Origin of the sequence: Collinsella aerofaciens, from assembly GCF_028206795.1 — a bacterium.
Taxonomy (GTDB): Bacteria; Actinomycetota; Coriobacteriia; order Coriobacteriales; family Coriobacteriaceae; genus Collinsella; species Collinsella aerofaciens_AX.
Window position 1 is genome coordinate 22172 of the sequence record NZ_JAQLFJ010000007.1, and the last position, 25954, is coordinate 48125.

General features: G+C 60.2%; 21 protein-coding genes. 16 read left to right on the forward strand and 5 right to left on the reverse strand.

Annotated features, from left to right (window positions below):
* Positions 1 to 12: 12 nt before the first annotated feature.
* From PMX70_RS05975 to PMX70_RS05985, 3 genes are read left to right on the forward strand one after another with little or no spacing between them, the layout of a single operon-like run.
* Complete coding sequence (locus tag PMX70_RS05975; RefSeq protein WP_271743146.1) at positions 13 to 843, forward strand: transketolase; 831 nt, start codon at positions 13 to 15, stop codon at positions 841 to 843.
* Complete coding sequence (locus PMX70_RS05980) at positions 843 to 1781, forward strand: transketolase family protein (protein ID WP_271743147.1); 939 nt, start codon at positions 843 to 845, stop codon at positions 1779 to 1781. Before PMX70_RS05975 ends, PMX70_RS05980 begins: the two co-directional genes overlap by 1 nt.
* A gap of 11 nt (positions 1782 to 1792) precedes the next feature.
* Positions 1793 to 2245 (forward strand): PTS sugar transporter subunit IIA, encoded by a 453-nt coding sequence (locus PMX70_RS05985; protein WP_271743148.1) that lies wholly within the window; start codon positions 1793 to 1795, stop codon positions 2243 to 2245.
* A gap of 782 nt (positions 2246 to 3027) precedes the next feature.
* Here PMX70_RS05985 and larE read toward each other — a convergent pair.
* Positions 3028 to 3906, reverse strand: coding sequence for an ATP-dependent sacrificial sulfur transferase LarE (gene larE / locus PMX70_RS05990; RefSeq protein ID WP_138113575.1), 879 nt, complete (start codon positions 3904 to 3906; stop codon positions 3028 to 3030).
* 173 nt (positions 3907 to 4079) lie between these two features.
* On the opposite strand from larE, the gene PMX70_RS05995 reads away from it, so the two are divergent.
* Positions 4080 to 4730, forward strand: coding sequence for an HAD family hydrolase (locus PMX70_RS05995; protein WP_006235623.1), 651 nt, complete (start codon positions 4080 to 4082; stop codon positions 4728 to 4730).
* 113 nt (positions 4731 to 4843) lie between these two features.
* Here the strand turns inward: PMX70_RS05995 and PMX70_RS06000 are convergent, their stop codons facing one another.
* A complete protein-coding gene (locus tag PMX70_RS06000) occupies positions 4844 to 5953 on the reverse strand; it encodes a LacI family DNA-binding transcriptional regulator (protein WP_271743149.1) in 1110 nt (369 codons plus the stop codon).
* Positions 5954 to 6181: 228 nt separating this feature from the next.
* Here PMX70_RS06000 and PMX70_RS06005 point away from each other — a divergent pair, with 228 nt between their 5' ends.
* The 3 genes from PMX70_RS06005 (at position 6182) to PMX70_RS06015 (ending at position 10163) form a co-directional block, all read left to right on the forward strand.
* Positions 6182 to 6688 (forward strand): hypothetical protein, encoded by a 507-nt coding sequence (locus PMX70_RS06005; RefSeq protein WP_238057786.1) that lies wholly within the window; start codon positions 6182 to 6184, stop codon positions 6686 to 6688.
* 238 nt (positions 6689 to 6926) lie between these two features.
* A complete protein-coding gene (locus tag PMX70_RS06010; protein WP_271743150.1) occupies positions 6927 to 8543 on the forward strand; it encodes an MFS transporter in 1617 nt (538 codons plus the stop codon).
* 3 nt (positions 8544 to 8546) lie between these two features.
* Positions 8547 to 10163, forward strand: a complete 1617-nt coding sequence (locus PMX70_RS06015) for an amidohydrolase (RefSeq protein WP_238057788.1) — start codon at positions 8547 to 8549, stop codon at positions 10161 to 10163.
* Between the two features lie 124 nt (positions 10164 to 10287).
* Here PMX70_RS06015 and PMX70_RS06020 read toward each other — a convergent pair whose 3' ends face one another.
* A complete protein-coding gene (locus tag PMX70_RS06020; protein WP_271743151.1) occupies positions 10288 to 12120 on the reverse strand; it encodes a BglG family transcription antiterminator in 1833 nt (610 codons plus the stop codon).
* 156 nt (positions 12121 to 12276) lie between these two features.
* On the opposite strand from PMX70_RS06020, the gene PMX70_RS06025 reads away from it, so the two are divergent.
* The gene (locus tag PMX70_RS06025) at positions 12277 to 13881 is read left to right on the forward strand and encodes an MFS transporter (RefSeq protein WP_238057790.1); all 1605 of its coding nucleotides are present in this window, start codon (positions 12277 to 12279) and stop codon (positions 13879 to 13881) included.
* 442 nt (positions 13882 to 14323) lie between these two features.
* Complete coding sequence (glmS, locus tag PMX70_RS06030) at positions 14324 to 16171, forward strand: glutamine--fructose-6-phosphate transaminase (isomerizing) (protein WP_238057791.1); 1848 nt, start codon at positions 14324 to 14326, stop codon at positions 16169 to 16171.
* Positions 16172 to 16283: 112 nt separating this feature from the next.
* Here glmS and PMX70_RS06035 read toward each other — a convergent pair whose 3' ends face one another.
* Complete coding sequence (locus PMX70_RS06035) at positions 16284 to 16985, reverse strand: GntR family transcriptional regulator (protein ID WP_226790702.1); 702 nt, start codon at positions 16983 to 16985, stop codon at positions 16284 to 16286.
* 193 nt (positions 16986 to 17178) lie between these two features.
* On the opposite strand from PMX70_RS06035, the gene PMX70_RS06040 reads away from it, so the two are divergent.
* From PMX70_RS06040 to PMX70_RS06050, 3 genes are all read left to right on the forward strand, one after another.
* A complete protein-coding gene (locus tag PMX70_RS06040; protein ID WP_138113569.1) occupies positions 17179 to 18213 on the forward strand; it encodes a YeiH family protein in 1035 nt (344 codons plus the stop codon).
* Between the two features lie 266 nt (positions 18214 to 18479).
* On the forward strand, positions 18480 to 19697 hold the full coding sequence (locus tag PMX70_RS06045) for a helix-turn-helix domain-containing protein (protein WP_238057934.1): 1218 nt from the start codon (positions 18480 to 18482) through the stop codon (positions 19695 to 19697).
* An 84-nt stretch (positions 19698 to 19781) separates the two neighbouring features.
* Positions 19782 to 20357: a hypothetical protein gene (locus PMX70_RS06050; protein WP_271743152.1), complete on the forward strand. Its 576-nt coding sequence runs from the start codon at positions 19782 to 19784 to the stop codon at positions 20355 to 20357.
* Positions 20358 to 20420: 63 nt separating this feature from the next.
* Here the strand turns inward: PMX70_RS06050 and PMX70_RS06055 are convergent, their stop codons facing one another.
* Positions 20421 to 20942 carry a nitroreductase family protein gene (locus PMX70_RS06055; RefSeq protein WP_271743153.1) on the reverse strand — a complete coding sequence of 174 codons (522 nt, stop codon included), beginning with the start codon at positions 20940 to 20942 and terminating at the stop codon, positions 20421 to 20423.
* A gap of 294 nt (positions 20943 to 21236) precedes the next feature.
* Here PMX70_RS06055 and PMX70_RS06060 point away from each other — a divergent pair, with 294 nt between their 5' ends.
* The 4 genes from PMX70_RS06060 (at position 21237) to PMX70_RS06075 (ending at position 25935) form a co-directional block, all read left to right on the forward strand.
* Positions 21237 to 21527, forward strand: a complete 291-nt coding sequence (locus PMX70_RS06060) for a hypothetical protein (RefSeq protein ID WP_006235631.1) — start codon at positions 21237 to 21239, stop codon at positions 21525 to 21527.
* 181 nt (positions 21528 to 21708) lie between these two features.
* Positions 21709 to 22209 (forward strand): MarR family winged helix-turn-helix transcriptional regulator, encoded by a 501-nt coding sequence (locus tag PMX70_RS06065; protein WP_022094370.1) that lies wholly within the window; start codon positions 21709 to 21711, stop codon positions 22207 to 22209.
* Positions 22209 to 23933, forward strand: coding sequence for an ABC transporter ATP-binding protein (locus PMX70_RS06070; RefSeq protein WP_138375060.1), 1725 nt, complete (start codon positions 22209 to 22211; stop codon positions 23931 to 23933). The genes PMX70_RS06065 and PMX70_RS06070 overlap by 1 nt, the downstream gene beginning before the upstream one ends.
* A gap of 1 nt (position 23934) precedes the next feature.
* Entirely contained in the window at positions 23935 to 25935 is a 2001-nt protein-coding gene (locus PMX70_RS06075; protein WP_238057931.1) for an ABC transporter ATP-binding protein, read from the forward strand.
* The last annotated feature ends 19 nt before the right edge of the window (positions 25936 to 25954 follow it).

The following is a 25954-nucleotide window of genomic DNA, read 5'->3' on the forward strand; positions in this document are numbered from 1 at the left end:
AGAGGAATTCGTATGACCAACCAGGAGCTGGCGAAGGTCGCCAATGAGGTCAGGAAGGGTGTCGTGACTGCGGTTCACGCGGCCAAGTCGGGACACCCGGGTGGATCGCTCGGTGCTGCCGACATCATGACGTATCTGTACTTTGAGGAAATGAATATCGATCCTGCCGACCCTTACAAGGCCGATCGCGATCGCTTTGTGCTCTCTAAGGGTCACGCGGCGCCGGGCCTGTATTCGGTGTTGGCAAATCGCGGCTATTTTCCCGTCGAAGAGCTCGAGACGCTCCGCCATATTGGCAGCCGACTGCAGGGCCATCCCAACATGAACGACACCCCGGGCATCGATATGTCCACCGGATCGCTCGGTCAGGGCATCTCTGCTGCAGTTGGAATGGCGCTTGCCGCTAAGCACTGGGGCGACGGCTACCGTGTCTACACGTTGCTGGGCGACGGTGAGTGCGAGGAGGGCCAGGTGTGGGAGGCGGCCATGTTTGCCGGCAACCATGCGCTCGACAATCTTGTTGCCGTCGTCGACCACAACGGCTTGCAGATTGACGGCACGATCGATGAGGTCAACTCTGCCATGCCGCTCGCTGACAAGTTCCGCGCCTTTAAGTGGCATGTGATAGAGCTAGCCGATGGCAACGACATGGCGCAGATTGAGGCGGCTTTCGCTGAGGCTCGTGAGGTGACCGGCGCGCCCGTCGCTATCATCGCCGAGACGGTGAAGGGCAAAGGCGTCTCCTTTATGGAGAACCAGGTTGGCTGGCATGGCAAGGCGCCCAATGACGAGCAGTTTGAGCAGGCCATGGCCGAGCTCGCGGCAGCAGGGGAGGAGCTCTAATGGCAGACGTCAAGAAAGTCGCCACGCGCGTTAGCTATGGCGAGGCACTTGTCGAGCTGGGCAATGAGCGCGATGACTTTGTGGTTCTCGATGCCGACCTGGCCGCCGCCACGCAGACCGGTAAGTTTAAGGCTGCGCACCCTGAGCGCTTCTACGACGCCGGCATTGCCGAGAGCAACCTGATGGGGCTTGCCGCCGGCATTGCGACCACGGGTCACGTCGCCTTTGCGAGCACCTTTGCCATGTTCGCTGCCGGCCGCGCGTACGAGCAAGTGCGTAATTCCATCGGCTATCCGCACCTCAACGTCAAAATCGGTGCCACGCATGCGGGCATATCGGTCGGTGAAGACGGTGCCACGCATCAGTGCTGCGAGGACATCGCGCTCATGCGCACGATCCCGGGTATGACGGTGATTGTTCCCGCCGATGACATCGAGGCTCGCGCATGCGTGCGCGCCGCCTATGAGTTTGAGGGGCCGGTCTACATGCGTTTCGGACGCCTGGCAACACCGGTCATCAACGACTGCGAGGACTATGAGTTCAAGATTGGTCGCGGCGTGGTCGTGCGCGAGGGGTCCGATGTGACCATCATCGCTTGTGGCCTTATGGTCGCTGAGGCGCTTGAGGCTGCCGAGGCGCTCGCTGCCGATGGTATCGATGCCGAGGTCATCAATATGCACACGATCAAGCCGCTTGATGAGCGCCTGGTGGTTGCCAGCGCCAAGAAGACTGGTCGTGTGGTCACTGCCGAGGAGCATTCGATTATCGGTGGTCTTGGCGAGGCCGTGGCCTCGGTGCTCGCGGAGCAGCATCCGGTGCCGATGCGTCGCGTCGGCGTGCGCGATGTGTATGGCGAGTCCGGCCCTGCGGTCGATTTGCTGCACAAGTACGGTTTGGACACCGACGGCATCGAAGCTGCGGTCAGGTCCGTGTTGTAAGGAAGGTTTCCATGGGATTTGTATCTGCCAACCAAGTGACAATCGGGTATACCGCCGCCTCGCGCGAGGACGCCCTGCATTATTTGTCCGAGCAGGCCATCGAGCTCGGCTTTGCCGATGACGCATCTGCCGTAGAGGCCGCCTTCATTGCTCGCGAGAACGAGGCCGAAACCGGCCTTGTCGCCGGTTTTGCCGTTCCGCATGCCAAAAGCGACGCGATCCACATGCCGGGCGTTGCCGTGCTTAAACTGACCGAACCCGTTGAATGGCCGAGCTTCGATGGGGTGCCCGTCGATGTTGCGCTCGCGCTGTACGTGCCCGCCAGCGAGGCCGGAACTACGCACCTGCGTCTGCTCTCCAAGGCTGCCGTGATGCTGATGGACGCTGGCTTCCGTGACAAGGTGCGCGCGAGCACCGATCCCGTTGAGATTGCGGAGCTCATCAATAGCGGACTCGAAGACTAGAACGGTCATCCCGTTCAATCAATTGATCCTTCTCCAAGGAAAAGGGCCGCGACGCCGTATGGGTGTCACGGCCCTATTTGCGTTTCCCCAGATAAAACCTGCCAAAATAAACCTGTCCCTTTTTGGCAGGTTAATCGGGGACTATTTCACCGCAACTTAGGGCACGGTTAGGAAGTGTGCACCTTAAAGAGTGGAGCCCATGATTAGAGAGGTCGCGCTCATCTCGCTAAATGTCTCTCTAAAGAGAAGGTTGGTTAGAGAGATAGCATTAGGCAATCTAGCAGCGAATTCGATACATCTCTCTTAATGTCTCTCTAAAACAAGGCGCTCATCTCTCTAAAGTTAGAGAGATGAGCGCCTTGTTTTAGAGAGACGGAATGCCAAAATTCGTCCGTCAGCTACCATCTGCCAAAAATGACGGATAAAGGGCTCATCGAAGTAATGGGTTCATCGACGAGCCGCAACCGCCGCTATCGGAAGAAGTAGATGCAGCCGAATTGCCCCTCTATCGTCTCTCGAAGTTTGATGGGTGCTAGGGGAGCGACTGCCTCGCGATATTTCCCCAGATAAAACCTGCCAAAATAAACCTGTTCCTTTTTGGCAGGTCAGTTAACGCAGTGCAGGTTGAGCATATGCGAGCGAGCGGGCTCCGGGTGCGGTAAGGTGACGTGAAACAAGCGGGCGCTGACCTTTTGGTCGCGCCCGTGAAGTTGAGCGTCAGATTGCCGTGCCCGGGGCCTGCGCAGCGCCGAGCGGTTACGCCGTTTGTAAAACGGCGTAACTTAAAGATTCATGTTGCCGTGAATGTAGGGGGTGACCTCGGGGGAGATATGGTCGCAGCCCAGTTCGCGCAGCGCGGACTTGATAACGGCGGGCAGCGGGGTCTTGCCCTTGTCGTCGACGGCGGCACCGCCGAGGGTGGCAATCTTGGCGACATCTGCGGGTGCGGCCTCGATATGCATGCAGCCGCCGACCAGGCGCGCGCGTACCTGTGCCAGATCAAGATCGTGCAGGTAATCCTCGCAGGCGCGAATCAGGGAGACCTTCTCGCGCGTAAGCTCCTCGCCCGTGGGGACGCGCGTGGCAAGACATGCTCCCGCCGGCAGGTTCCAAACGGGATAACCCCATGCGCGCAGCAGCTCGCGCTCTTCGTCCTTGGTAAAGCCGACCTCCATAAGGGGTGAGCGTACGCCGAGCTCTTCTGCCGCACGCATGCCGGGGCGGTAGTCACCGCGATCGCTTGCATTGCTGCCATCGATGACGGTGGGAAAGCCGAGCGACTTGGCGTGGTTGACGATGGCGGTAAAGCCAGCGTGCTTGCAGTGGTAGCAGCGATTGGCATCGTTGCAGGCTACTTGGGGGAGCTGCAACTGATCGACCGAAAGATTGAGCACGGGGAGCTTAAAATGCGCCCCTTCATTGGCTTGTCCATCAACGGACTGCTCAAACGAAGCCTGCTCGGGCGTGCCGATGAGCGGCGTGGTGAGATGGACGAGGAGGGTATTGGTAGGCATGATGCGGGCGCATACGGCGGCCAAAAAGCTGCTGTCAACGCCGCCGGAAAACCCGATAGCCACGCGCCCGTATGCCAAAAGCAGCTGTTCGAGCGCCGATAGCTTGTCTTGAAGCTCCTCTGCGGGTGCCGTGGTGTCTAAAATCATGAAACGTTCCTTATCGCTGAGTACTCGATCGAAAACTATAATCCTAATGCGTTACTTGCCATAAGACTTCTATCTGTGTAACGAAAGTGCAATATGGTATATACGTTATATACAAGTTGCCAAATGCGGTAGAGTTGCAGCAACGCGACAGCGAGAGTCGATGGGGGACCGATATGATCAAGGCTGTTATTTTTGACATGGATGGAACGCTGGTCGATACCGAGCGTTTGGGGATTAAGGCCTGGAAGGCAGGCGCCGCTGAGCTGGGGCTCGCGATTGATGAAGCGCTGATCCATCAGTTTATCGGCCGCACGCTGCCCGATGTCATGGACATCCTTGATGAGCATTACGGCAGCCACGAAACCACCGAGGCGGTCTATGTCCGCCACAAGGAGATTCGCGACGAGATGGTCAAGACCGAACTGGAACTTAAGGCCGGCGCCGCCGAGTGCCTAGACGAGCTGCTAGCTGCGGGCTATCACGTTGGTCTAGCGACGTCGTCGCGCCTCGTTACGGCCGAGCGCAACCTTAAGATGGTTGGCCTCTTTGACAAGTTTGAAACGGTAACGTGTGGCGAGGACGTCGTGCACGGCAAGCCCGACCCCGAGATGTATCTGCTCGCCTGCGAGCGCGCGGGCTTTGCTCCCGAGGAATGTGCCGTGGTCGAGGATTCGCGCAACGGCTGCGTCTCGGGCATTACGGCCGGCTGCCATGTCTTTGCCGTCCCCGATATCGTGCCGCTGCCGCAGGACGTGGTGGATGGCTGCGAGGCCGTGCTCGATACGCTGTTCGATCTGGCGGCGGCGGTCAAGGCCGTGCGCTAGACAATTGCGGCGTTGAAACGAGCAATTGCTTACGTTTGCGCTTAAACAAAAGGGGTCCGGCAATGGTCGGGCCTCTTTTGCTTGAGCGGCGACTTAGCATACTTGCGGGCGTGCTATAGATACGCGCCGAGGTTGATGGCCGTGGCGTCGGTCTGGCTGCTTGCCCGGGTGCTGGCGCGTTCCAGCAGGAACGGACGTACCAGTTCTTGGCGGTTGATATCCTCGGCGGCGACTGCGGTGACGGTACGCACTGCGGAGCCGACACGGATATGCTTGATCTTTGCCGGGGCCTTGTTCTCGATTTGCTCCATCAGCAGTTGGACACCCTTGCGGCCAATCTCGTAGCCCGGGGGCGCTACCGTAGTGAGTGGGACCGATCCGCTCCAAGCGAGCGGGTTGCCGTCGCATCCGGCCACGCGAACCTGCTCGGGGACGGAGATGCCTTTGTCGACCAATGCCGAGATAACGCCCGAGGCCAGCACGTCGGTCAGGCCGACGACAAAATCGGGACGTTCGTCCGCGGGGCGCTCGGCGATTTGGGCACCGATGCCGTAGCCGTCGGCAGCGGTATTCCATTCGCCGGCGTCGATGACTTCGATCTTGATATCGGGGTGCAGGGCGAGCGCCTTATGAATGCCAAGGACGCGCAGGGTGAGTTGCATAAATGCTGCTCGGCCGACGACGACAATATGGTGCGCGCCGCGGGCGATGGCAAGTTCGGCAATGATGCGACCCTGGGCCTCATTGTCGGCCGCTACGTAGTAGCCGGGCTCGGAGCAATGGATGTCCAGATGGACGATCGGCACGAGCATCTTGGTCATGGCGGGGTGCCAGTCGGGGGATGCCATGGGCTGAACCATGACGCCGGACATCTGGGTGCCCATAAAGTAGCGCAGGTAATGGTCCTCGAGAATATCGTCGTTATCGGCGTTGGCGATGAGCAAGTCGTAGCCGTGCTTGCGGGCCTCGTTGTGGGCGCCGCTGGCGATTTGGAGCGAAAAGCCGTGATCGAGACGGGGGAGCACCAGGCCAAAGGACTTGGTGGCGCCGCCCGCGAGCTGACGAGCGCTTTGGTTGGGCAGGTAGCCCAGTCGATTGATGGTTTCATTTATGAGCTTGAGGGTCTCGGGGCGCAGCTTTTCGGGATGGTTGAGTGCGTTGGAAACCGTGCCCAACGAAACCCCGGCTTCGCGCGCGACGTCGCTGATTTTAACCTTTGCCATAGCGGCCCCTTTGATGCGTTTCAAGTACAAGCCAGATTGTAGCATCGCCCGCCCCTGGGGTGTCAAAGCCCACCATGTTGAAAACCACCACAAAGGTGCCTGTCCCCCTTTGTGGTGGTTTGGGGTGTGGCTGTTGCCGTAAAAACGGCAATCCTTCTGGTCAGCGGGCGTGATGCGTGAGGATACACTGGCCCCACTCAAATGACACTGCGAAAATGGGGAGGGCATATGGCCGCCGCAAAGGACTACCAGAGCTATCTTAAGAACAAGTGCATCGTCGGTTACGGCATCGTCAACGGCATCGTTAACGCGCTCATCTTTATGGGCATGCACGCGGGGGACGCCGATATTACCTTTGCCGCCGGTAAGGTTGTCGAGGAGATTGCGCTGACAGGCGCCCTGCTTGGTCTCATTTTGACCTGGTGCGTGGTGCCGCTGACCAAGATGGATTTCAACAAGGGCGTTTACCCGGGCAATTCCGAAGGCTATGGTTGGCTGGCCAAGCTGCCCAAAAAGTCGATTCCCCTGTCGATCGTCGTTGGCATCATTGCCCTTGTAGTTGCCACGCCCCTTGCATGGCTTTGCACTTTTGTGCTCCCGCTGCCGCTTTCGCGCACGGGCATGATGATCTTTAAGGGCGTTATGTGCGCTGTTGCCGGCTGTGTGAGCGGCTACGTCGTCATCGGTGCCACCACCGCGGGCGTCGACGCTGGGGAAGTCGCCGCGACTGCCTAGGATTTTCCAACAATCAAACTTTCTCTTCAAAACGGTCGGCCCGAGCAAAGGGGTCGGCCGTTTTGCTTTTCACGAGAAAAAGCAGATGCCCTTTAGGCCCGCCGTCAGAATTACCGTATCTACGGCAATGGCTCTGATGCCGTCCGTATTGCGCTCCAGCCTATATTTGCCTCGACAAGACGCGCGGGCTCAAAGGGGTTCAATGCCCGCGTGAAACGGAAAAGAAAGGAACCAACACATGGCTAAAGCTAAAGCTGTGGCAGAGGAGAAGGGTGCCGAGAAGTTCATGCTTCTCCCCGTTCTCGTTCTGATCCTGGCCCAGATGGGCACTTCGGGCGATAACGGCGCCCTTTCGCTCGCCGCAACCGCCCTGACGCAGGACCTCGGCGCCACCACCGCCGACATCCAGCTCGCCAACATGGTCTACTCCCTCATGGCCGGCGCCTTTATGATCGCCGGTGGCATGATGGGTACCATCATCGGCTGGAAGAAGAACTTCCGCATGGGCGCCCTGCTGTGCGCCGCCGGCGAGGTCGTCCTTGCCGTTTCCCCCAACATGACCGTCTTCATTTGGGGCGGCCGTACCCTCGTGGGCTTCGGCGCGTCGTTCATGATTCCCTCGGTTCTGGGCCTCGTTCCCAAGATCTATCACGGTAAGAACCGCGTGCTTGCCTTTGGCTGCATAGGCGCCGCCTCCGGCCTTTCCGCCCTGCTGCCGCTGCTGCTTTCGATCGTGCTCATGGCCGCCGGCATGCGCGTGACGTTCTTCGTCCTCGCCGCCTACTTTGTACTCGTGTTCCTGCTGTCCTTCAAGCTGCCCGAGATCGAGCAGTCCGATGAGAAGCTCAAGTTCGATGGCGTCGGCGTTGCCCTTGCCGCAACCGGCCTGTTCCTGTTCCTGGTCGGCGTGTCCCGCATCTCCGCTTGGGGCCTCGTCGAGCCCTTCCCGGCATGCCCCTTCACCATCGCCGGTATCTCCCCCTGCCTGCCCATGGCTGTCCTGGGCGTGATCATCCTCATCGTTATGATCAACGTCGAGAAGAAGGTCGAGGAGAAGAACGGCTTTGCCCTGCTGCCCCAGTCCTTCCTTAAGACCCCGCAGGTCCTCGCCGGTCTCGCCGCCTCCGCCATCACGTTCTTCTTCATGGGTGTTCAGTCCATTCTGATGGCCCCCTACCTGCAGCTCGTTGCTGGCTGGTCTCCGGCTATCGTTGGTGTGCTCTCCATCGTCGTTGGCGTTCCGACCTTCGCCTTCTCCATCGGTATCCCCAAGTTCATGCCGAAGGCTAACCCGCGTCGCGTCATCCAGGTCGGCTACCTCACCCTTGCCGCCGCCCTGATCATCATGGCGTTCTCCGTTACGCTCGACGCTGCTTCCATGCCGGGCATTCTCATTGGCTGCGTTGTTGCCGGCTCGGGCGCCGGTATCGTTTCCGCCCAGGCCAACAACGTTGTCGCCCTTGCCGTGAACGAGCGCGACGCTTCCCAGTCCGGCGGCATTCAGACCACCATGCGTAACGTTGGCCAGGCCATCGGCATTGCCCTGCTGGGTGCCGTGCTGCTCTTTGGTATCACCAACTCCGTGAAGGATGCAGCCGCTAACGATTCCCGCATTTCCGAGTCCACCGTCGCCGCTATTTCCGAGCGCAATATCGACCTCGTCTCCGATGAGAACTTCCGCGCTTCTATTGAGGACATCGATATGAGCGATGAGGAGCGCGACGCCCTGGTCGAGATCAATGCCCAGTCCCGCTTCAACTCCACGCGTTTCGCTTACTACGTGGGCGCTGCCATCATCGTGCTTGGCCTGGCCACCACCCCTGCTATCAAGAAGTTCTCCAAAGAGGAGGAGTAGGTCATGAAGAAGCTGTACTTTAACGGCGACTTTGTTCCCATGACCGGCGAGGGCGATACTTTTGAGGCCCTGCTGGTTGCAGACGACGGCACCATCGCGTTTACCGGCTCGCTCGAGGAGGCTCGCGCTCAGGCAGAGGATGCCGAGGAGATTGATCTCAACGGCGCCTGCCTTATGCCCGGTCTGATTGACCCCCACAGCCACATCTCTGGCTGCACGCAGTACATCGTGGCTGCCGACCTTAACGGCGCGGCGGATTTCGATGAGATCGTCGAGCGTCTGGCTGCCTTTGCCGAGCAGCGCGGCATTGGCGAGGACGGCGTGATCATGGGTGTTTCCTACGACCAGAATTCCCTGGCCGAGCATGAGCACCCTAACCGTCACGTGCTCGACCGCGTGAGCGAGACCATTCCGGTTATCGCCGTCCACGCTTCGAGCCACATGGTTGTTGCCAACACCAAGCTGCTGGAGCTTGCCGGCATTACCGCCGAGACTCCCGATCCCGAGGGCGCTCGCTACGGCCGCGAGGCCGACGGCACGCCGGACGGTTACTGCGAGGAGCCAGGCGCTATGTGGCCGGTCTTTGCCGTGATTCAGCCGCGTCAGAAGATGGACATGGACGTCATGATCGGCGAGATGCAGGACATCTACCTGGAAAACGGCATCACCACCTGCCAGGAGGGTGCTACCACCGCCGACTTCGCAGCGCTGTTCTGCGGCCTTGCGAACAAGGGCCTGCTCAAGATGGACGTCGTGAGCTATCCCATGTACGGCGAGGATGTCGACAAAATCTTGGCCGACCACGAGCCTTTTGTCTCGCAGGACTACACCGGTCACTTCCGCATCGGCGGCCTCAAGATGTTCTTTGACGGTTCTCCCCAGGGTCGTACGGCGTGGATGACCGAGCCCTACACTCCCGGCGATGAGGGCGAGGGTTACTGCGGTTATGGCACCATGACCGACAAGGCCGCGTATGACTTTATGCGCAAGGCCATCGACGGCAATCATCAGCTGCTCGCCCATACCAACGGCGATGCGGCTGCCGACCAGTACCTGCGCGTGTACAAGCGCGCGCTGGAGGATTCGCCTAATCCCGATAAAGCGAGCCTGCACCCGGTCATGATCCACTGCCAGACTGCCCGCCGCGATCAGTACGAGCAGATGGCCGAGATCAACATGATCCCGTCGATTTTCGCCAGCCATATCTGGTACTGGGCCGACGTGCATCTTAAGAACTTCGGTCCCGTGCGCGGCGGTCGCGTGTCTGCCTGCCATGACGCTCTGGAGTGCGGCCTGCCGTTTACCTTCCACACCGACACGCCGGTGCTGCGCCCCAATTTCTTTGAGGCTGTGTGGTGCGCCGCCAAGCGCGTCACCAAGGGCGGCGCTCAGCTGGACGAGAATCAGAAGATCAGCGTGTACGAGGGTCTGAAGGCCATCACGGTCAACGGCGCTTTCCAGTATGGCGAGCTCGACCGTAAGGGCACGCTCGAGGCCGGCAAGCTGGCCGACTTCTGCATTGTCGAGAAGAACCCGCTCAAGATCGAGCTCGACGAGGTGCGCAACCTGCGCGTTCTCGAGACGGTCAAAGAGGGCGAGACTGTCTGGACGCGCAAATAGCTTTGTCATGGCATAGGCCATAGACGCTAAAAAGAACCCGTGGCTGCAGGGGCGGCCACGGGTTCTTTGCGCTTAAGCGTATTTGAAGGCTTGCATGGGCACGCGCGATGGGCGCCCACGCCGTCTACCGTTTGAGACCGGCCTCGGATGCGAGCTTGCGGAAGCGCTGTGTGGCCGGAGTGAGGACGCGCTCATCGCTTGGGGCGACGCAGAGCACCAGGATGTGTTGCAGGCGGTCGCCGGTAAAGCCGACTCGTGTTTCCACGCGGTAATGCACGGCCCCGGTTTGAGCGACATCTTGGGAACATACGGTCAGCAAGAGCCAAGGTCCGTGCGTGAACGACAGCATCTCGAAGGTGTTCGAGAAGCCGGAGAGCGTGCCACGCCAGAGGCCGTCTTCGACAAGTGCAGCGTGAAGGGTGCGCGTGAGCATGCGCGCGTGCGAGATATCGAGCTCGCGCTCGGGAAGACCGCCGGCAAGCGGGGCGTCGTCGAGTGCGTGGGGGCATCCAAGCTTCATGAGCAGCAGCTCGATGCGGCTGCGATCGGCGTCATCGATGGCATTGCTCAGCACGCAGAGTGGAAGCGTCGTCTTGATGGGGTCGAATGAGACCAGGAAGTCGAGGCTGCTGTGCTTGGGGTCTGATTCAATCTCGGCGACTTCTGTTTCGGTCAGCACACGCGCGACCCGCATGCAGGGAATGAGCCGCTCAAGTCGATCGCGCGCATAGAAGACCTGCTCAATGCCGCAGTTGACCACGAGTCCGACACGCCATTGATCGTGCGAGGACAGGCCGTCCATATACGAGAGCAATAGCATCGCCAGGCGCGTCACGTCGGTCTGGTATAGATTCAGCCCAGATAGGCCGGGCGCGTCGCGCAGCACCTCGGACAGGCGCATAAACGAGGCCATGTTTTCGTATCGCACCGTCCAGGTGTTTTCCTGGGGCAGTGAGATGGCGCGTTCATAGCGCATGTGAGTTTGTCCGGCTTCGATGAGCGCGGCGCAGGGCTTTTCAAGATGAAGCGGCGGTCGCGTGCCAAAGCGTTCGCCGAGAGCGCAGAATAACTCCTCGGTGAGGCGCGCCGCCTCGGGTGTGGGCTGATATGTGCGCTGGAACTCGGGCGTCCAGCGGCGCGTGGAGACCGTAAAGAGGTCGCGGATGATGCCGCGCTCGTTGGCGGAGACCTCGATGCCAAAGTGCTGCTCAATGCGGTTGGCGACGTCGTCGTACACAACGGGAATCGCCGAGGTGTAACCACCGACCTCTTTGCCCTTAAGAATGCGCAGGACCATAATCTGCAGGTAGACGGCAAGCTGGTGGCGGGCGTTGTCGGTATAGAGCGTTCGGCTTTCGCGCTCGACGTATGCGATGAGGTCGTTGAAGAATTGCTCGTTGCCGCCAAAGAGCTGCGGCTCAATGCGGCGCTTCATGGCGGTCGACGCGAGCTCAAACAGATAATAGACGACGAAGAATCGGATGTACTCCTCGGGACCCTCGACCGTAATGCGGCGCCCGCGTACGATTTGGGCTCCAAACGGCGTCATGAGCTCGTTCCATGTGCGCAGGTCGTCTTGGGCCTGCTGTTTGTTGGTGAGGATGGCCCGCGCAAGCGATTCGGTGGTGTATTGGTGCCGGTAGTCGCAGGTGAGCAGCAACATGCCGCGATAGAAGCGGTCAAGACCGGCGTCCATGGAAAGCGAACGTTCCTTGATGATGTCCGATATCTGACCGCGCTGCGTGCTGTCGCCATCGATGCGGATGCCGTTGCCGCGCTTGGAGACAATTGCCGCTTGGATGCCCATTTCGTCGAGGAAGGCGTTAGCGGCCCGCATGTCGTTGCGGATGGTGCGCTCCGAGCAAGCAAGGGCATCGGAGATATCGACTGTCGGGGTGTAGCCCGCCTGGCCGAGCAGGATTTTAAGCAGCTTTGCTTGTCGCTGATTGATGCTCATGGGGCTCCCTAGGGTCGCGAGAAAGTTCGATTTGCCGTATATCTGGAAAAGAGCGTGGCACCTGTCATGATACGCATTTTTTATGATGAGTAGGGGAAGGGTTGGTTTTAAATCCTTGCCGCATATACGGAATGAAAAAAGCGGATGGTGATGTGCATGAATCGCGCGGTTTCGAACTCGGGGATGGAGCCTGCGGCGACTTCTCGTTTGGCGCGACTGGCGCCGCTGATCGTGCTGGCATGCGCTCAGGTGGGTACCTCGGCAGACAACGGTGCGTTTTCGGTTGCCATGGCCGAGATGATGCGCGTGTTTGGATGTCCGCTCTCGGACGTGCAGATGGCGAGCACGGTCTATTCGCTTATGGCGGGCACCTTTATGCTTGCGAGCGGTTTGCTCGGCATGGTTATCGGGTGGTGCCGCAACTTCCGTGCCGGATTGGTGCTTGCTGTGGTGGGAGAGCTGCTGTGCGCGTTTTCACCGAGCATTGAGCTGCTTATTTGGGGTGGCCGACTGATGGTCGGGCTGGGCGCAAGCCTCATTATCCCTTCGGTACTGGGCATGGTGTCCATGCTGTACGAAGGCGAGGAGCGCAAGCAGGCATATGGCGTGATTGCCGCATCGGCGGCGCTTGCGACGATTATTCCTATCGCGCTGGGCATTCTGGTCGATATCGCAGGTTTTCGCGTGACCTTCGGCGTGCTCGCCGCCTATTTTGTCGCACTGCTCGTTGCGAGCGCAAAGCTGCCGACGGGTGGCGGGCTGCACGCGGGCAAGTTTGACGCGCCGGGTGCGGTTATTGCCTCTCTGGGATTGTTCGCCGTTATGTGCGGTCTTTCGCGCATCTCGACCTGGGGCGTATTTGCTCCCTTACCGCAGGCTCCCTTCACGATCGCCGGTATTTCTCCCGCTTTGCCTATTGTCGGCGTCGGCCTGCTATTGCTGGTGATGCTGATTCCGGTCGAGCACTGGATGGAGCGCACCCACGGCATAGCGATTTTGCCGTCGAGCTTTGTGCGCAATCCCACCGTTCGCGCCGGCGTCATCGCCATTGCTCTGCCGTTTTTCTACATGGGCGCTCAGGGTCTGGTCGGCACTTCGTACTATCAGCTTGTAATTGGCCTTGGCGGCATGCAAACAGCGCTTTTGGGCATCATCTCGGGTGTGCCCATGCTGGTGCTCGCAATGTTTGTGCCGCGCAAGTTTCCGCAGCTTAAGCCTTGGTCTGTGGTGCGTACGGGCTATGTCTTTATGGCGGCGGCCTGTGTGAGCATGGCGTTTGGCGTGCGCGCGTCCGAGCTGACGCCCATTATGGTGGTCGGTACGCTCTTTGGTGGCGTGGGCGTTGGCCTGGTGAACTCACAGGCTAACAACATTGTCGCTTCCGCCGTGCCGCCGAGTGACGCCCAGCAATCGGGCGGCATCCAGGGTGCGGCGCGTAACCTGGGCCTCGCGTTGGGCTCTGCCGCCATGGGTTCGGTCCTGCTTATCGCCGTCAACACCGGTCTCGATGCGCGTATTGATGCGAGTAATGTGGTCGACACGCAGAGCAAGGCGGCGCTCGAAGAGGTTGTTTATACCTACGAGAGTGATGCCGCGTTTACGGCGCGCCTGGAATCGATGGGCGTTGCACCCGAGGCGCAGGGAGAGCTCTTGGCGGACAATGCCGAGGTTCGCGCAAAGTCGGCGGCCACGGCCTTCTACGTGGTGGCAGGACTTGCCGTCGTAGCGCTCGCAACGACCTTCCCCAAGCAAACCTCATAGACAAACGCCGCCGCCCAAACCGCCACGAAGGGGATAGTCCCCTTCGTGGCGGTTTTGCTGTTCCGGCCTTCAATTGTCTCGATCTGTAACATCTGGACGGCAAAACCGGCTCTACCTGTTACAGATCGAGACGAAACGCCGAGGTCGGACGGAAAATCTCGATCTGTAACAGCAAGCCCGCTTTTGGTGTCCTAATTGTTACAGATTGAGATAAATCGCCGGGACAGGCCGCCGCCCCGGCCAAAACCACCACGAAGGTGCCTGTCCCCATTGTGGTGGTTTGGACCGGCTGGATGTGTGTGCATCGGGTGGTATCTAAGTTGAGATACCACTTCTGGTATATCAGCTTGTGCTTGCGTGAGTACAATACTCGAACGTTATACGTCTCAGCGCCTCCCGTGCGTGGACGTCTTGCAGTCACGCGAACGAAGGGATTTATCCTATGTGCGGAATCGTCGGCTACACCGGCTCTGATATTGCAAAGAACATCCTGGTCACGGGCCTCAAGCGTATGGAGTATCGCGGCTATGACTCCTCGGGTGTCGCGCTCGAGGTGGGCGAGGGCGCCGCGGCACACCTCGATGTCATCCGCCGCGTGGGCAAGGTCGCGGGCTTGGAGAGCGAGCTTTCCAACATCGACAGCGACGCTACCTGCGGTATCGGCCACACCCGTTGGGCCACCCACGGCAAGCCCTCCGTCGTTAACGCTCACCCCCACACCAGCTGTGACGGTCGTATCGCCATCGTCCACAACGGCATCATCGAGAACTTCGCCGAGCTGCGCGAAGAGCTGGAGGGCCGCGGCCACCACTTTAAGAGCGAGACCGATACCGAGGTCTTCGCGCATCTGATCGAAGAGGCTTATGCCGAGACGCACGACCTGATGGCCTCCGTGCGCGAGGCGTGCACCCACGTGGTCGGTGCCTATGGTCTGGCCGCCGTGTGCGCTGACGAGCCCGGCGTGATCGCCGTGGCCCGCAAGGATTCCCCGATCGTGGTCGGCGCGGGCGAGACCGGCGCCTATGTTGCCTCCGATGTCATCGCGCTCATCGACGCCACCCGCGATGTCGTGGTGCTCGAGGACGGTCAGTTTGCCAAGCTTACGCCCGCAGGCGTCGAGTACACCGACGAGGCCGGCAACGTTATCGAGCCCAAGGTCACCCACATCGACTGGGACCTGGACATGGCAGAAAAGGGCGGTTATCCCGACTTTATGCTCAAGGAAATCCACGAGCAGCCGCGCGTCGTGCGCGACACGCTGGTTGGTCGTATGACGCCGGCCGGCGAGCTCGACATCGACGAGCTGGGCCTTTCGCTCGAGGAACTCAACGACATCGACCGCGTCTACGTGATCGCTTGCGGAACCAGCTATCACGCTGGCCTCATTGCCAAGAATCTCATTGAGGGCTGGGCTCGCATCCCCACCGAGGTGGAGGCGGCCAGCGAGTTCCGTTATCGCAACCCCATCATCACGCCGACGACACTTGTCGTTGCCGTGTCCCAGTCGGGCGAGACGGCCGATACCCTTGCCGCCATTCGCGACGCGCGCATCAAGGGTGCCAAGGTCTTCGGCATCACCAACGTGGTGGGCAGCCCCGTGGCACGTGAGAGCGACGGCGTCATCTACACCAAGGCCAACAAGGAGATCGCGGTCGCCTCGACCAAGAGCTTCATCGGCCAGGTCGTGAGCCTGACGCTGCTGGCTCTGCTGCTGGCGCAGGTCAAGTACCGCCTGACCACCAAGCAAGCGCGCATGCTGTTCCGCGAGCTTTCCGATACGGCCGAGCAGATCCAGTGGATTTTGGATACCCAAACCGAGGCCGTGCATGAGGCCGCCCTGCTGTGCAAGGATGCGCAGTCGGCGCTGTTCGTGGGCCGTGGCATGGGTGCCGCTATTTCCTACGAGGGTGCGCTCAAGCTCAAGGAAGTCAGCTACCTGCACGCCGAGGCATATGCCGCCGGTGAGATGAAGCATGGCCCCATTGCCCTGATCGACCCGGGCTTCCCTGTCATCGCTGTGGCCACCAAGAGTGCCACCTACGACAAGACCGTGTCGAACCTTATGGAGTGCAAGGCGCGCGGCGCCAAGGTCATCGTCGTTGCCGCCGAGGGCGACGAGGAGATCAACAAGATTGCCGACTGCATCATCCGCGTGCCGGCAGTCCGCGACGTGTTCAGCCCCATCACGGCGAGCGTTCCGCTGCAGCTGCTCGCCCGCGAGGTCGCCATCCTGCGCGGCTGCGACGTCGACCAGCCTCGTAACCTGGCGAAAAGCGTTACTGTCGAGTAATCGAGTTCCGTCGTTCTAACAACTAAGGCCCGGCTCCGTTGTGGCGGAGTCGGGCCTTGTTTCATTTGACCAGATAAAACCTGCCAAAATGAACCTGTCCCTTTTTGGCAGGTTAGCGGAGCTTGCTGGTCTCGAAGTACTCGGGGAACTGGTCCAGAACCTCGGTTTGGTTGCGGAACATCATGTGCAGGTGCTTGCTGACCAAAAAGCTCGCTTCGATGGGGTCGCGACCGGCGATAGCGCGGCGAATCTGCTTGTGCTCGTTCACGATGTCCTGATTGTCGAGAACCTGCGTGGCGGCGCGCAACCAGCGGAAGCGCTCCAGGTCGGCATTGGTCTCTTCGAGCCACGACCACACGGTGCTGCGACATGCGATGCTAAAAATCATGTGATGCATGAGGTTGTCGCTCAAAAAGAAGCCGATGCGATCCTCTTCGGCCATGGCCTTTTCCTGCAGCGCGATGGCGCGGTCGAGCTGCTCGATGCCGGCCGATGTGGCGCGCGCACAGCACTCCACGATCACCTGCTTTTCCAGATGTTCGCGGATGTAGCAGGCACTCTCGGCAAGGGTGAGGTTGATGGGTGAGACATAGGTGCCGCTTTGGGGCACGGTGCGCACCAGGCCTTCCTGCGCCAAGCGAACCAAAGCCTCGCGCACAGGGGTGCGCCCCATATCCAGGTCGTCGCAAAGCTGCTTGACGCCCAGCTTTTCGCCCGGCTTGTAGTCCAGGTAGACGATTTTGCGTCGAATGGTGTGGTAGGACTGGTCCTGTAGGCTCGTTTCCTGCTCGCCGACGTGCATCGATTCTTCCATAGCGCCTCGCAACTGTTCTATCAAACTCATATGTCAGTTGTTAATTATGCCGCGAATCAGCTCTCCGCGGTGGGTAATTCGGCTGTTGCCTGAGAACTATCGCGGCATCTTAGTCTGTGTTTGCGCAAGGCTGTGCTCAATGTTGCCGTATCATAAGCCGTCGCAAACGTGAAATAGAAAGAAGGAATCCCATATGCAACTGGCAAATATCGTACGCGAGCGCTGGAAAGGCGTCTTGTTCTGCCTGATCATCGCCATTCCCGCGACGTTGCTCGGCAAACAGGTTGAGGTGGTCGGCGGTCCGGTATTCGCCATCCTCTTTGGCATGGTCCTGGCGCTCGTCTTTCCCAAGAATCGTCGCGAACAGCTCGCCGCCGGCGTCACCTATACGTCCAAAAAAGTCTTGCAGTACGCGGTTATCCTGCTTGGCTTTGGCATGAACCTCTCCCAGATTCTGTCCAAGGGCGCCCAGTCGCTGCCGATTATCGTGGCGACAATCTCGACCTCGCTTGTCATCGCCTTTGTGCTCTGCCGCGTTATGAACGTGCCGGGCAAGATCGCGACGCTTGTGGGTGTGGGTTCGTCGATTTGCGGCGGTTCTGCCATCGCTGCGACCGCACCCGTCATCGATGCCGACGATCGCGAGATTGCCCAGGCTATTTCGGTCATCTTCCTGTTTAACGTTATCGCGGCGCTCGTGTTTCCGACGCTCGGCGGCATGCTCGGGCTGACCAACGAGGGCTTTGGCCTGTTTGCCGGTACCGCCATCAACGACACCTCGTCCGTAACGGCTGCGGCGAGCGCCTGGGACAGCATGCACCCCGGCGCCAATGTGCTCGAGAGCGCCACAGTGGTCAAGCTCACCAGGACGCTGGCCATTATTCCCATCACGTTGGTTCTCGCATGCTGGCAGATGCATCTGGCGCGCAAGGCCGGCGGTGACGCCAAAAGCACGTTCTCGCTTAAACGCGCGTTTCCCATGTTCGTGCTGTTCTTTGTGCTGGCGAGCGTGATCACCACGGTGCTTCAGCTTCCCGCGTCCTTTACGGCGCCCATCAAGGAGCTGTCGAAATTCTTTATTGTGATGGCCATGGCGGCTATTGGCTTTAATACCGATATCGTCGAGCTGGTCAAAAAGGGCGGCAAGCCCATCGCATTGGGCTTTTGCTGCTGGATTGGCATTGCGTGCATGAGTTTGGGAATGCAACACGTACTGGGAATCTGGTAGAGAAGTAGCTTGTTTGCGTGCTGGTTGCTGGTGAGCGCATTCTCACGGTGGAGCGATAGGAGCTCTTGCGGGTATGGCTTGTCCGCAGGTTTATAAGTCCCGAAGAGCTCTTATCGCCCCGCCAGGATGGCGATGCGGGGCAACACCTATACTCGCAGGACGGCGCTTTCTGCCCTATAGTGTTTGGTGAGCAATATCGTTCAATTTTGAAACACTCGGTCGTGCGACCGTCGGCGGCTGCATGTCGCCGCGGACAGGGGCAAATCATGGATAGCGATGCCAAGCTGAACATCTTGACCGAGGCCCTGGCTGCTGCCGGGGCCTCGGCATTGGCAATCGATGCGCGTGGGGACGTCGCGATCTCGACCATGAATGACGCGGCGCTTGAGCGGGATGTGGCGGCTTTTGTAGCTGAGCGCCTCGACCGTATAGGAGACGGCGCGCGTCTGGTTATGGGGCGTGCGGGTGCGCGCCTGAGCCTGACCGTTCGCCCCACCGACAAAGAGGGCGGGGGGCTTTGGGTCGTCGTGGTCCGCGAGGTGCGCGGTGCCGCGGCGCATGCGGGCATCGAGTGGCTCAACGCCGACGAAGTTGAGGCCCGCTACGAATCGAGCGCGTACGGCATCGTTGAGGGGGCGGCCTCGGTGGCTGCGCCGGTTGCAGAGAGTTACGCGCGCGGTGTGCCTCTTATGCTCGAGGGCGAGCTGGAAGCGGGTCAGGTCGAGATCGCCAAGCGCCTCTATCTGGACGGTCCTTTTGCCGATCAGCCCTTTGTTTCCGTTGCGCTCGATGAGCTCACCGAGCGCGGTTGGCGCCATGTACTCAAAAGCGTCGAATCGCCGTTGTTCCAAATGGGGCTGACCCTTTGCATTGAGGGCTGGAACGCGGTTGGCCCCCAGCGCCTCCGCGAGCTGGTCTCCACGATGACCGACACCGCGTTGGCGACGCGCTGCCATGTGGTGCTGACGGCGAATGACATGCCGGGCGGCGGCGAAAGTGATCAAGCCGCCTTTGTGACCGAGCGCTTCGCCTGTGCGGTGAGCGTCGCGCCGGCAATCGCCGAGCAGGGAGCCGCGTCGACGAAGGTCGCGCGCTATTTGGAATATCTCGCTGATGCATTTGGGACGGCAGCGCCCACGCTGTCTGCCGCGGCGACGAAGACGCTCGATGCTTACCGCTGGCCGCGCAACTATCTGCAGCTCCGCGAGGTCTCGGAACGACTGTATATATTGGTGGGGACGGGCACGGTGGACCGCGCTGTGGCGGAGGAAGTGCTCGCCCAAGAGGACGTGATTAAGACCGCAACCTTTGGCGCCCCGACGCTTGAAAGTGACCTGTATATCCTGCGACCGCTGGCCGATACCGAGCGAGATATCGCGCATCTGGTTGTAGACCATCTCCACGGCAACCGAACCCGTGCGGCGGAGGTGCTGGGCATAAGCCGTACAACGCTGTGGCGCTTGCTGAAGGACGATGACCGTTGAGCGAGGCGCCCGTGACCGCACGCGACGCGTGTGCTACAGTCCAAAGCGTTATTGTTTCGATTTGGTTACGGCGTGCGAGGGCATATGGCTGAGACTTCAAAACCGAGCCGCAGAAGGCGGAGTGCCGCGCCGGTCAACCGACGCACAACATCGGTGACGTGGGGCAAACACGCCTCGGGGTTTGATGGCTCGTTCAAGCGCACTAAATACGGCTATCCTTCGGCAAGCGCCCGCTTGGCAATGCAGGCAGAGTCCTCGCTGTGGGGCCGCAAACGCGTGGTGGGCTCAAAGCTCAAGCACGACGGAACGCTCGGCTACATCAGCCGCGGGGCGGCTCGCCGCAGCGGGCTCAATCCCGCCGGCTGGCATCGCTACGTGCCGATCGTGGCCGCCGTTGCAGTGATCGTCATCGCGCTCGCTGCGCTCGGATATGCCGGCGGTGGCGCCAACTTGGACGCAATGTTTAAATCGCCCGAGCTCGCGCATGTAGGTACAGAAGTTGTCGAGGGCGCTCAGGCCCAGACGAGCGTCGCGCCCCAGCGCGGTATCGTTGCGGCGGCCTCCACCATCGCCGATGCGCAAAAGGACGAAGACAAGCAAGGCGACGACGTCGAAACGGCCCAGACGAACGAAACGACGACAACGGCGACGTCAATATAAGTTGCGAGTGGGGTAGCTAAAATAGCCCCGTCCCAAATTAGCCACCCCGCTGACGCTCCTGGGTTACCTTACGTAGATGATGTTGTCGCGGCGGGGTTTGGGCTCGGGCAGCGTGTCCTCGGCATAGCCCAGAATGCAGTGACCGACACCGCGCAGGCTGCCGTCGGCGGGTAGACCCCAACTGGCCAGTAGCTCCAGGCCCTCGGGCGAATCGAAAACCTCGTGGGCGCGATGAATCCAGCACGAATCAACGCCCAGCGCATAGGCAGCGTTGAGCAGGTTGCCCATGGCGAGCGAGCCGTCTTCCAGATGTGTGGGCACGCTGCGGTCAACCAGCACCACCACAACGGTCTTGGCGCCATAGAAGGGGGCGCTGTTGCTGCCCATGACTTGCGCGTTGAGCTGCGAGAGACGCTTGACGGTCGCGGGGTCGGTGACGGCGACAAACGTCACCGGCTGGCGGCCCATGCCGCTCGGTGCATATTGGCCGGCTTCGATAATACGTGCAAGCTTTTCGGCCTCGACGGGACGATCGCTGTAGTTGCGGCAGCTGCGGCGGTGAATGAGTGCTTCGATAGTCTCCATGGTGTCTCCTTGCGGTGGCGTTGCAGATGCCCCGTTCATACCCGTCGGGCTCAAACGATAGACGGTCAATTGCCCGGCCAAAAGGATAGATTCCAATTGGGAAAGTAGGTTTGCATAAAAGTACCTTCAGAATGTGACAAACAAATGGGATGGTTAAACGTTTTATCCCGTCTACCCTGCGGTTTTTTACCACTTGCCTAAATGACGAACGCATAACCTCTGATAAAGTTTTTACTAAAGGAGTACCAACGTTTATCAATGCGCCGTGGTGGCGCCGGGCCAGGAGGTAACATCATGTTCCAGGCTGGAGATGTCGTCGAGACCGATTTCGAAGGATTTCTGAAGCTGCTGCGTTCCAAGACGCGCGCTTTCGTGTCGATCAACGATCACGAGTACTACATCACGCACACCGATGGCTATTGGCGTGTTCAGGATTGCGAGGCCCTCAACGACAAGGGCCACTTTACTGACTGTTCTGAGTTGGTCAACACGGTCTGCGAGGTCGTCGAGCTGCCGTGGATTGCCGGCAAGAGCCTGCATGACAGCTTCTCGGGCGCTACGGTCTATGAGGCCGTCGCCGCTTAACAGGCAATAAAACCCGATTTTCACGTGACCGCTGGCGCCGCCCCCGCGCCGGCGGTCTTTTTCTGCCGATAGGCCATAAAAATGCACGCATTTGCGGAGAGCCTGTTGACGATAGTCAAAACTCGGACTAATCTAGAGACACATAATTGGTCAAAAATCGGACAATTGAATGGTGGGATAGATGAATAGTGCGGTTACGCTGGTCGACTTCGATCGGTTGCTCAATGGACTCGACCATATCTATTCGGAGTTCTCGCGCGCCTGCGGCCTTTCGGACTGCGCCTACTGGATGCTCGTCGACACGAGTGCAGCGGGCGGAAGCGTTGCCGTGAGTCGGCTGACGAGTGAATGGTTCTACAGCAAACAGACCATCAATTCGGCGATTAAAACGCTTAGGGCGCGAGGGCTTGCGACGTTGGAGTTTGCCGAGGGCAGTCGTAAAAACAAGGTTGTACGACTGACCGAAGAAGGCGTGCGGTTTGCCAAGCGCTACGCGTTGCCGGCGCAAAAAGCCGAGCAACAGGCATTCGAGGCGCTCGAGCCGTGGGAACAGTGCGAGATCATGCGCTTGGTCGGTAAGTTCTCCCATGTTCTTAACGAAGAGTGCGAGGCATTTAAACGGCAAGTGGCCGCCGAGAACGAGACTGACGATAAGGGCGAGGGGGACGCATGCGACTCTTAATGAGGTTTATGAGGCCGTACCGCGGTCTGATTGCGGTGACGCTGTTTGCGGTGCTGATAGATAACGTCGGTACGCTGTTGGTTCCCACGATGCTGGCGAACATGGTCAACACCGGTATTACCACGGGTGATGTCGACTATATATTACGCAACGGCCTGTACATGCTTATCGCGACCGGCATGGCCAGCGGCGGCACGGTGCTGGGCTGCTATCTTTCGGCGCGCCTGGCCGCCAACGTGGCCTGCGATATCCGCAATGCCGTGTACGACAAGTCGCTCGAGCTGTCCGCCAGCGACTTTGAGCGCTTTGGCACGGGTTCGATGATCACGCGCTCGCTCAACGACATCAACGTGATTCAGCAAGCTGTCCTTCAGACGATTCAGCTGGTGCTGCCGGTGCCGTTCTTGGCCGTGGCAGGCATCATTTTTGCTTGGTTCATCGATCCCGCCATGGGCACGCTGCTGGGCGTGGTGGTTGCGATCGTGCTGGTGGCGGCGGTCTTTACCGTTGCCAACGCCGCGCCGATCTTTATGCGCCTGCAGAGCTTTATCGACCGCATGAACGTGGTGCTGCGCGAGAACATCGTGGGCGTGCGCGTCATCCGCGCATTTAACAAGGAGCGCCACGAGGAGCAGCGCCTGGACGAGGTGTTTAGCGATTACGCGGCCAATGCCATCAAGGTCAACCACCTGTTTGTGGGTCTCGACAGCTCCAGCTTCTTTTTGATGAATATCGCCGAGGTGGCGGTGCTGTGGGTGGGCGGCAACCGCGTGGGCGTCCACGCCATGCAAATCGGTAGCATCTCGGCCGTGCTGGAGTACGCGATCCTGATCCTGTTCTTTGTGATGACGGCGCAGATGGTGATTCTGACGCTCCCACGCGCCGCCGCATGCCTGAACCGTGCGCAGCAGGTGTTGGAGATTGAGCCGAGCATCGTGGACGGCAAGCGCACGCTGGACACGTGCGCGGCGGAGTCTGTTGACGGTGCCGACGCGGTGGCCGTGTTCGACCACATGTCGTTCCGTTTTGACGATGCCGACGAGGATACCCTGTGCGACCTGAGCTTTGCCTGTCGCCGTAGCCAGACCACGGCGATTGTAGGCTCGACGGGTTCGGGCAAGTCGACGGTGGCCAAGCTCTTGCTTCGCTTCCACGATGCCACGAAGGGCGCCATTCGCCTGAATGGCATCGATCTGCGCGACCTTTCGCAAGACGACATCCGCGGGCGTATCGCCTATGTGCCGCAGAAGGCATGGCTGTTCTCGGGTACGGTGGCGAGCAACCTGCGCTTTGGCAACGAAGACGCGACTGAGGCTGACATGCTCCATGCGCTGGAGGTTGCCCAGAGCACCTTTGTGCTCGACCAGCCCCAGGGGCTCGATACGCCGGTGGCCCAGGGCGGCACGAACTTCTCGGGTGGTCAGCGCCAGCGCCTGGCGATTGCCCGCGCACTCATGAAGCATGCCGATCTATATATCTTCGACGACAGTTTTTCGGCCCTGGACTTTAAGACCGATGCGGCACTGCGCCATGCGCTGCAGGACGAGACGTGCGATGCCGCGGTGCTCATCATCGCCCAGCGCATCTCGACTATTTTGCATGCCGATCAGATCGTGGTGCTCAAAGACGGCGAGATCGTGGGCCTAGGCACGCACGACGAGCTCATGGAAACCTGCGAGGTGTACCGCGCAATCGCGGAATCGCAGATGAAGGGAGGTGAGTAGCATGACCGAGGAGCTCAAGAAGCAGGGCATCGTCGATGGCGCTGCGGTTGTAGAGACAGTCGAGGAGACGGGCGTCGCGCCCGACCTGGACGAAGCCGCCAAGGCGGCGGAGCGCGAGGCTCGCCGCCAAGCGCTCTACGAGGAAAACGAACGTGCCGAGGACGAGCGCGCCCGCGCCGAGGCAGAGCGTATGCGCGACGTGGACGACGAAGACGAGGACGAGACGCCTCGGGATACCTGGGCGACGGTGCGCCGCCTGTGGAGTGAGGCTGCCGGCGACCATTGGCGCTTCTATATCGTGTTCGCGAGCATTGTGTTCTATGTCATCTTTAACACCGCCGCGCCGGCATATAGCGCCCGCGTGATCGATGAGCTGTGGGGCCACATTCAGGTGGCGTTTGCCAACGACACCACTTTCAGCATCACCTGGGAGAACTGCGGCAAGACCATTTTCGTCTACTTTATGATCTGGACTGCCGCTGCCTCGTTCTATGCGCTCCAGAGCTTTTTGATGTCGAGCGTCGCTGAGCGTCTCAATCTGCGCCTGCGCAACCGCATCGCGCAAAAGCTCAACCGTCTGCCGCTCGCCTATTTTGACGCGCATCGTCCCGGCGAGGTCGTCAGCCGCGCGACCAACGACCTGGACAAGATGTCCGAGAGCATGCAGCGCGGATTGCTGCAGCTGCTCGTGTCGATCGGCACGGTTGTTGGTGCTGTGAGCGTGATGTTCGTGTTCAGCGTGCAGCTTACGCTCGTCTTTCTGTTCTTTACGGCACTGTCGCTGCTGGTGACGAAGGTCGTCTCGCGCCGCACACACGATGTGACGGGCGAGCGCCAGGAGTGGGTGTCCAAGATTACGAGTGCGGTCGAGGAAGGCTATTCGGGCCGTCTGGTGATCCGCGCGTTTAACCGCGAACGCCAAAGTTCTGCCGAGGTGCACCAGGCCTCGGGCGAGCTGGCACGCGTGAGTGCCAAGGCCGACTTTATGATCAATGCCGTCGGCCCTGCGGTGCGCTTTATCGGCCGTTTGGCGCAGATCGTGATCGCGCTGGTGGGCTGCAGCATGCTGGTTGCCGGTCACATGACCGTCGGCGTGTTCCAGGCGTTCTTCCAGTTTATCTACGAGGCGTCCGAACCCATGACGCAGCTGTCGTTTACCTTCAACTCGCTGCAGAGCGCATTGGCGAGTGCGGAGCGCGTGTTCGACCTGCTCGATGAGCCCGAGATGGAGGCCGATCCGCTGCCGGACGAGGCCGCCAAGCTGCCGGGTCGCGTTGAGGGTCGCGTCTCCTTTGAGCACGTGCGCTTTGGTTATTCGCCCGACAAGCCGCTTATGCACGACGTGTCGTTTACCGCCGAGCCGGGCCAGAAGATTGCCGTGGTGGGAACCACGGGCGCGGGCAAGACGACGCTCATCAACCTGCTCATGCGCTTCTACGAGATTGACGGCGGGCGTATTACGCTCGACGGCGTGGATACGAGCCACATGGACCGCGGCGAGCTACGGCAGCAGTTTGGCATGGTGCTGCAGGACGCCTGGCTGTTCGATGGCACGATTGCCGAAAACATCGCCTACGGCTGTCCCGAGGCGACGCGTGAGGAGATCGTGGCGGCTGCGCGCGCCGCGCAGGTCGACTTCTTTGTGCGTACCATGCCGCAGGGCTACGACACGCGCGTGGCCAACGATGCCGAAAGCATCAGCCAGGGCCAGCGTCAGCTGCTGACCATCGCACGCGTGCTGCTCAATAACCCGGCGATTCTCATCCTGGACGAGGCGACCTCAAGCGTGGATACGCGTACCGAGCTTGCCATCGGTCGTGCCATGGACGCGCTCATGCGCGGGCGCACGAGCTTTGTGATCGCGCACCGCCTGTCGACGATCGTGGACGCCGACCTGATCTTGGTCATGGATCACGGCAACATTATCGAGCAGGGCACGCATAAGGAGCTGCTGGCTGCCGAGGGTGCCTACGCCGACCTCTATCTGAGCCAGTTCGCATAACGTGACAAAGGGACAGTCT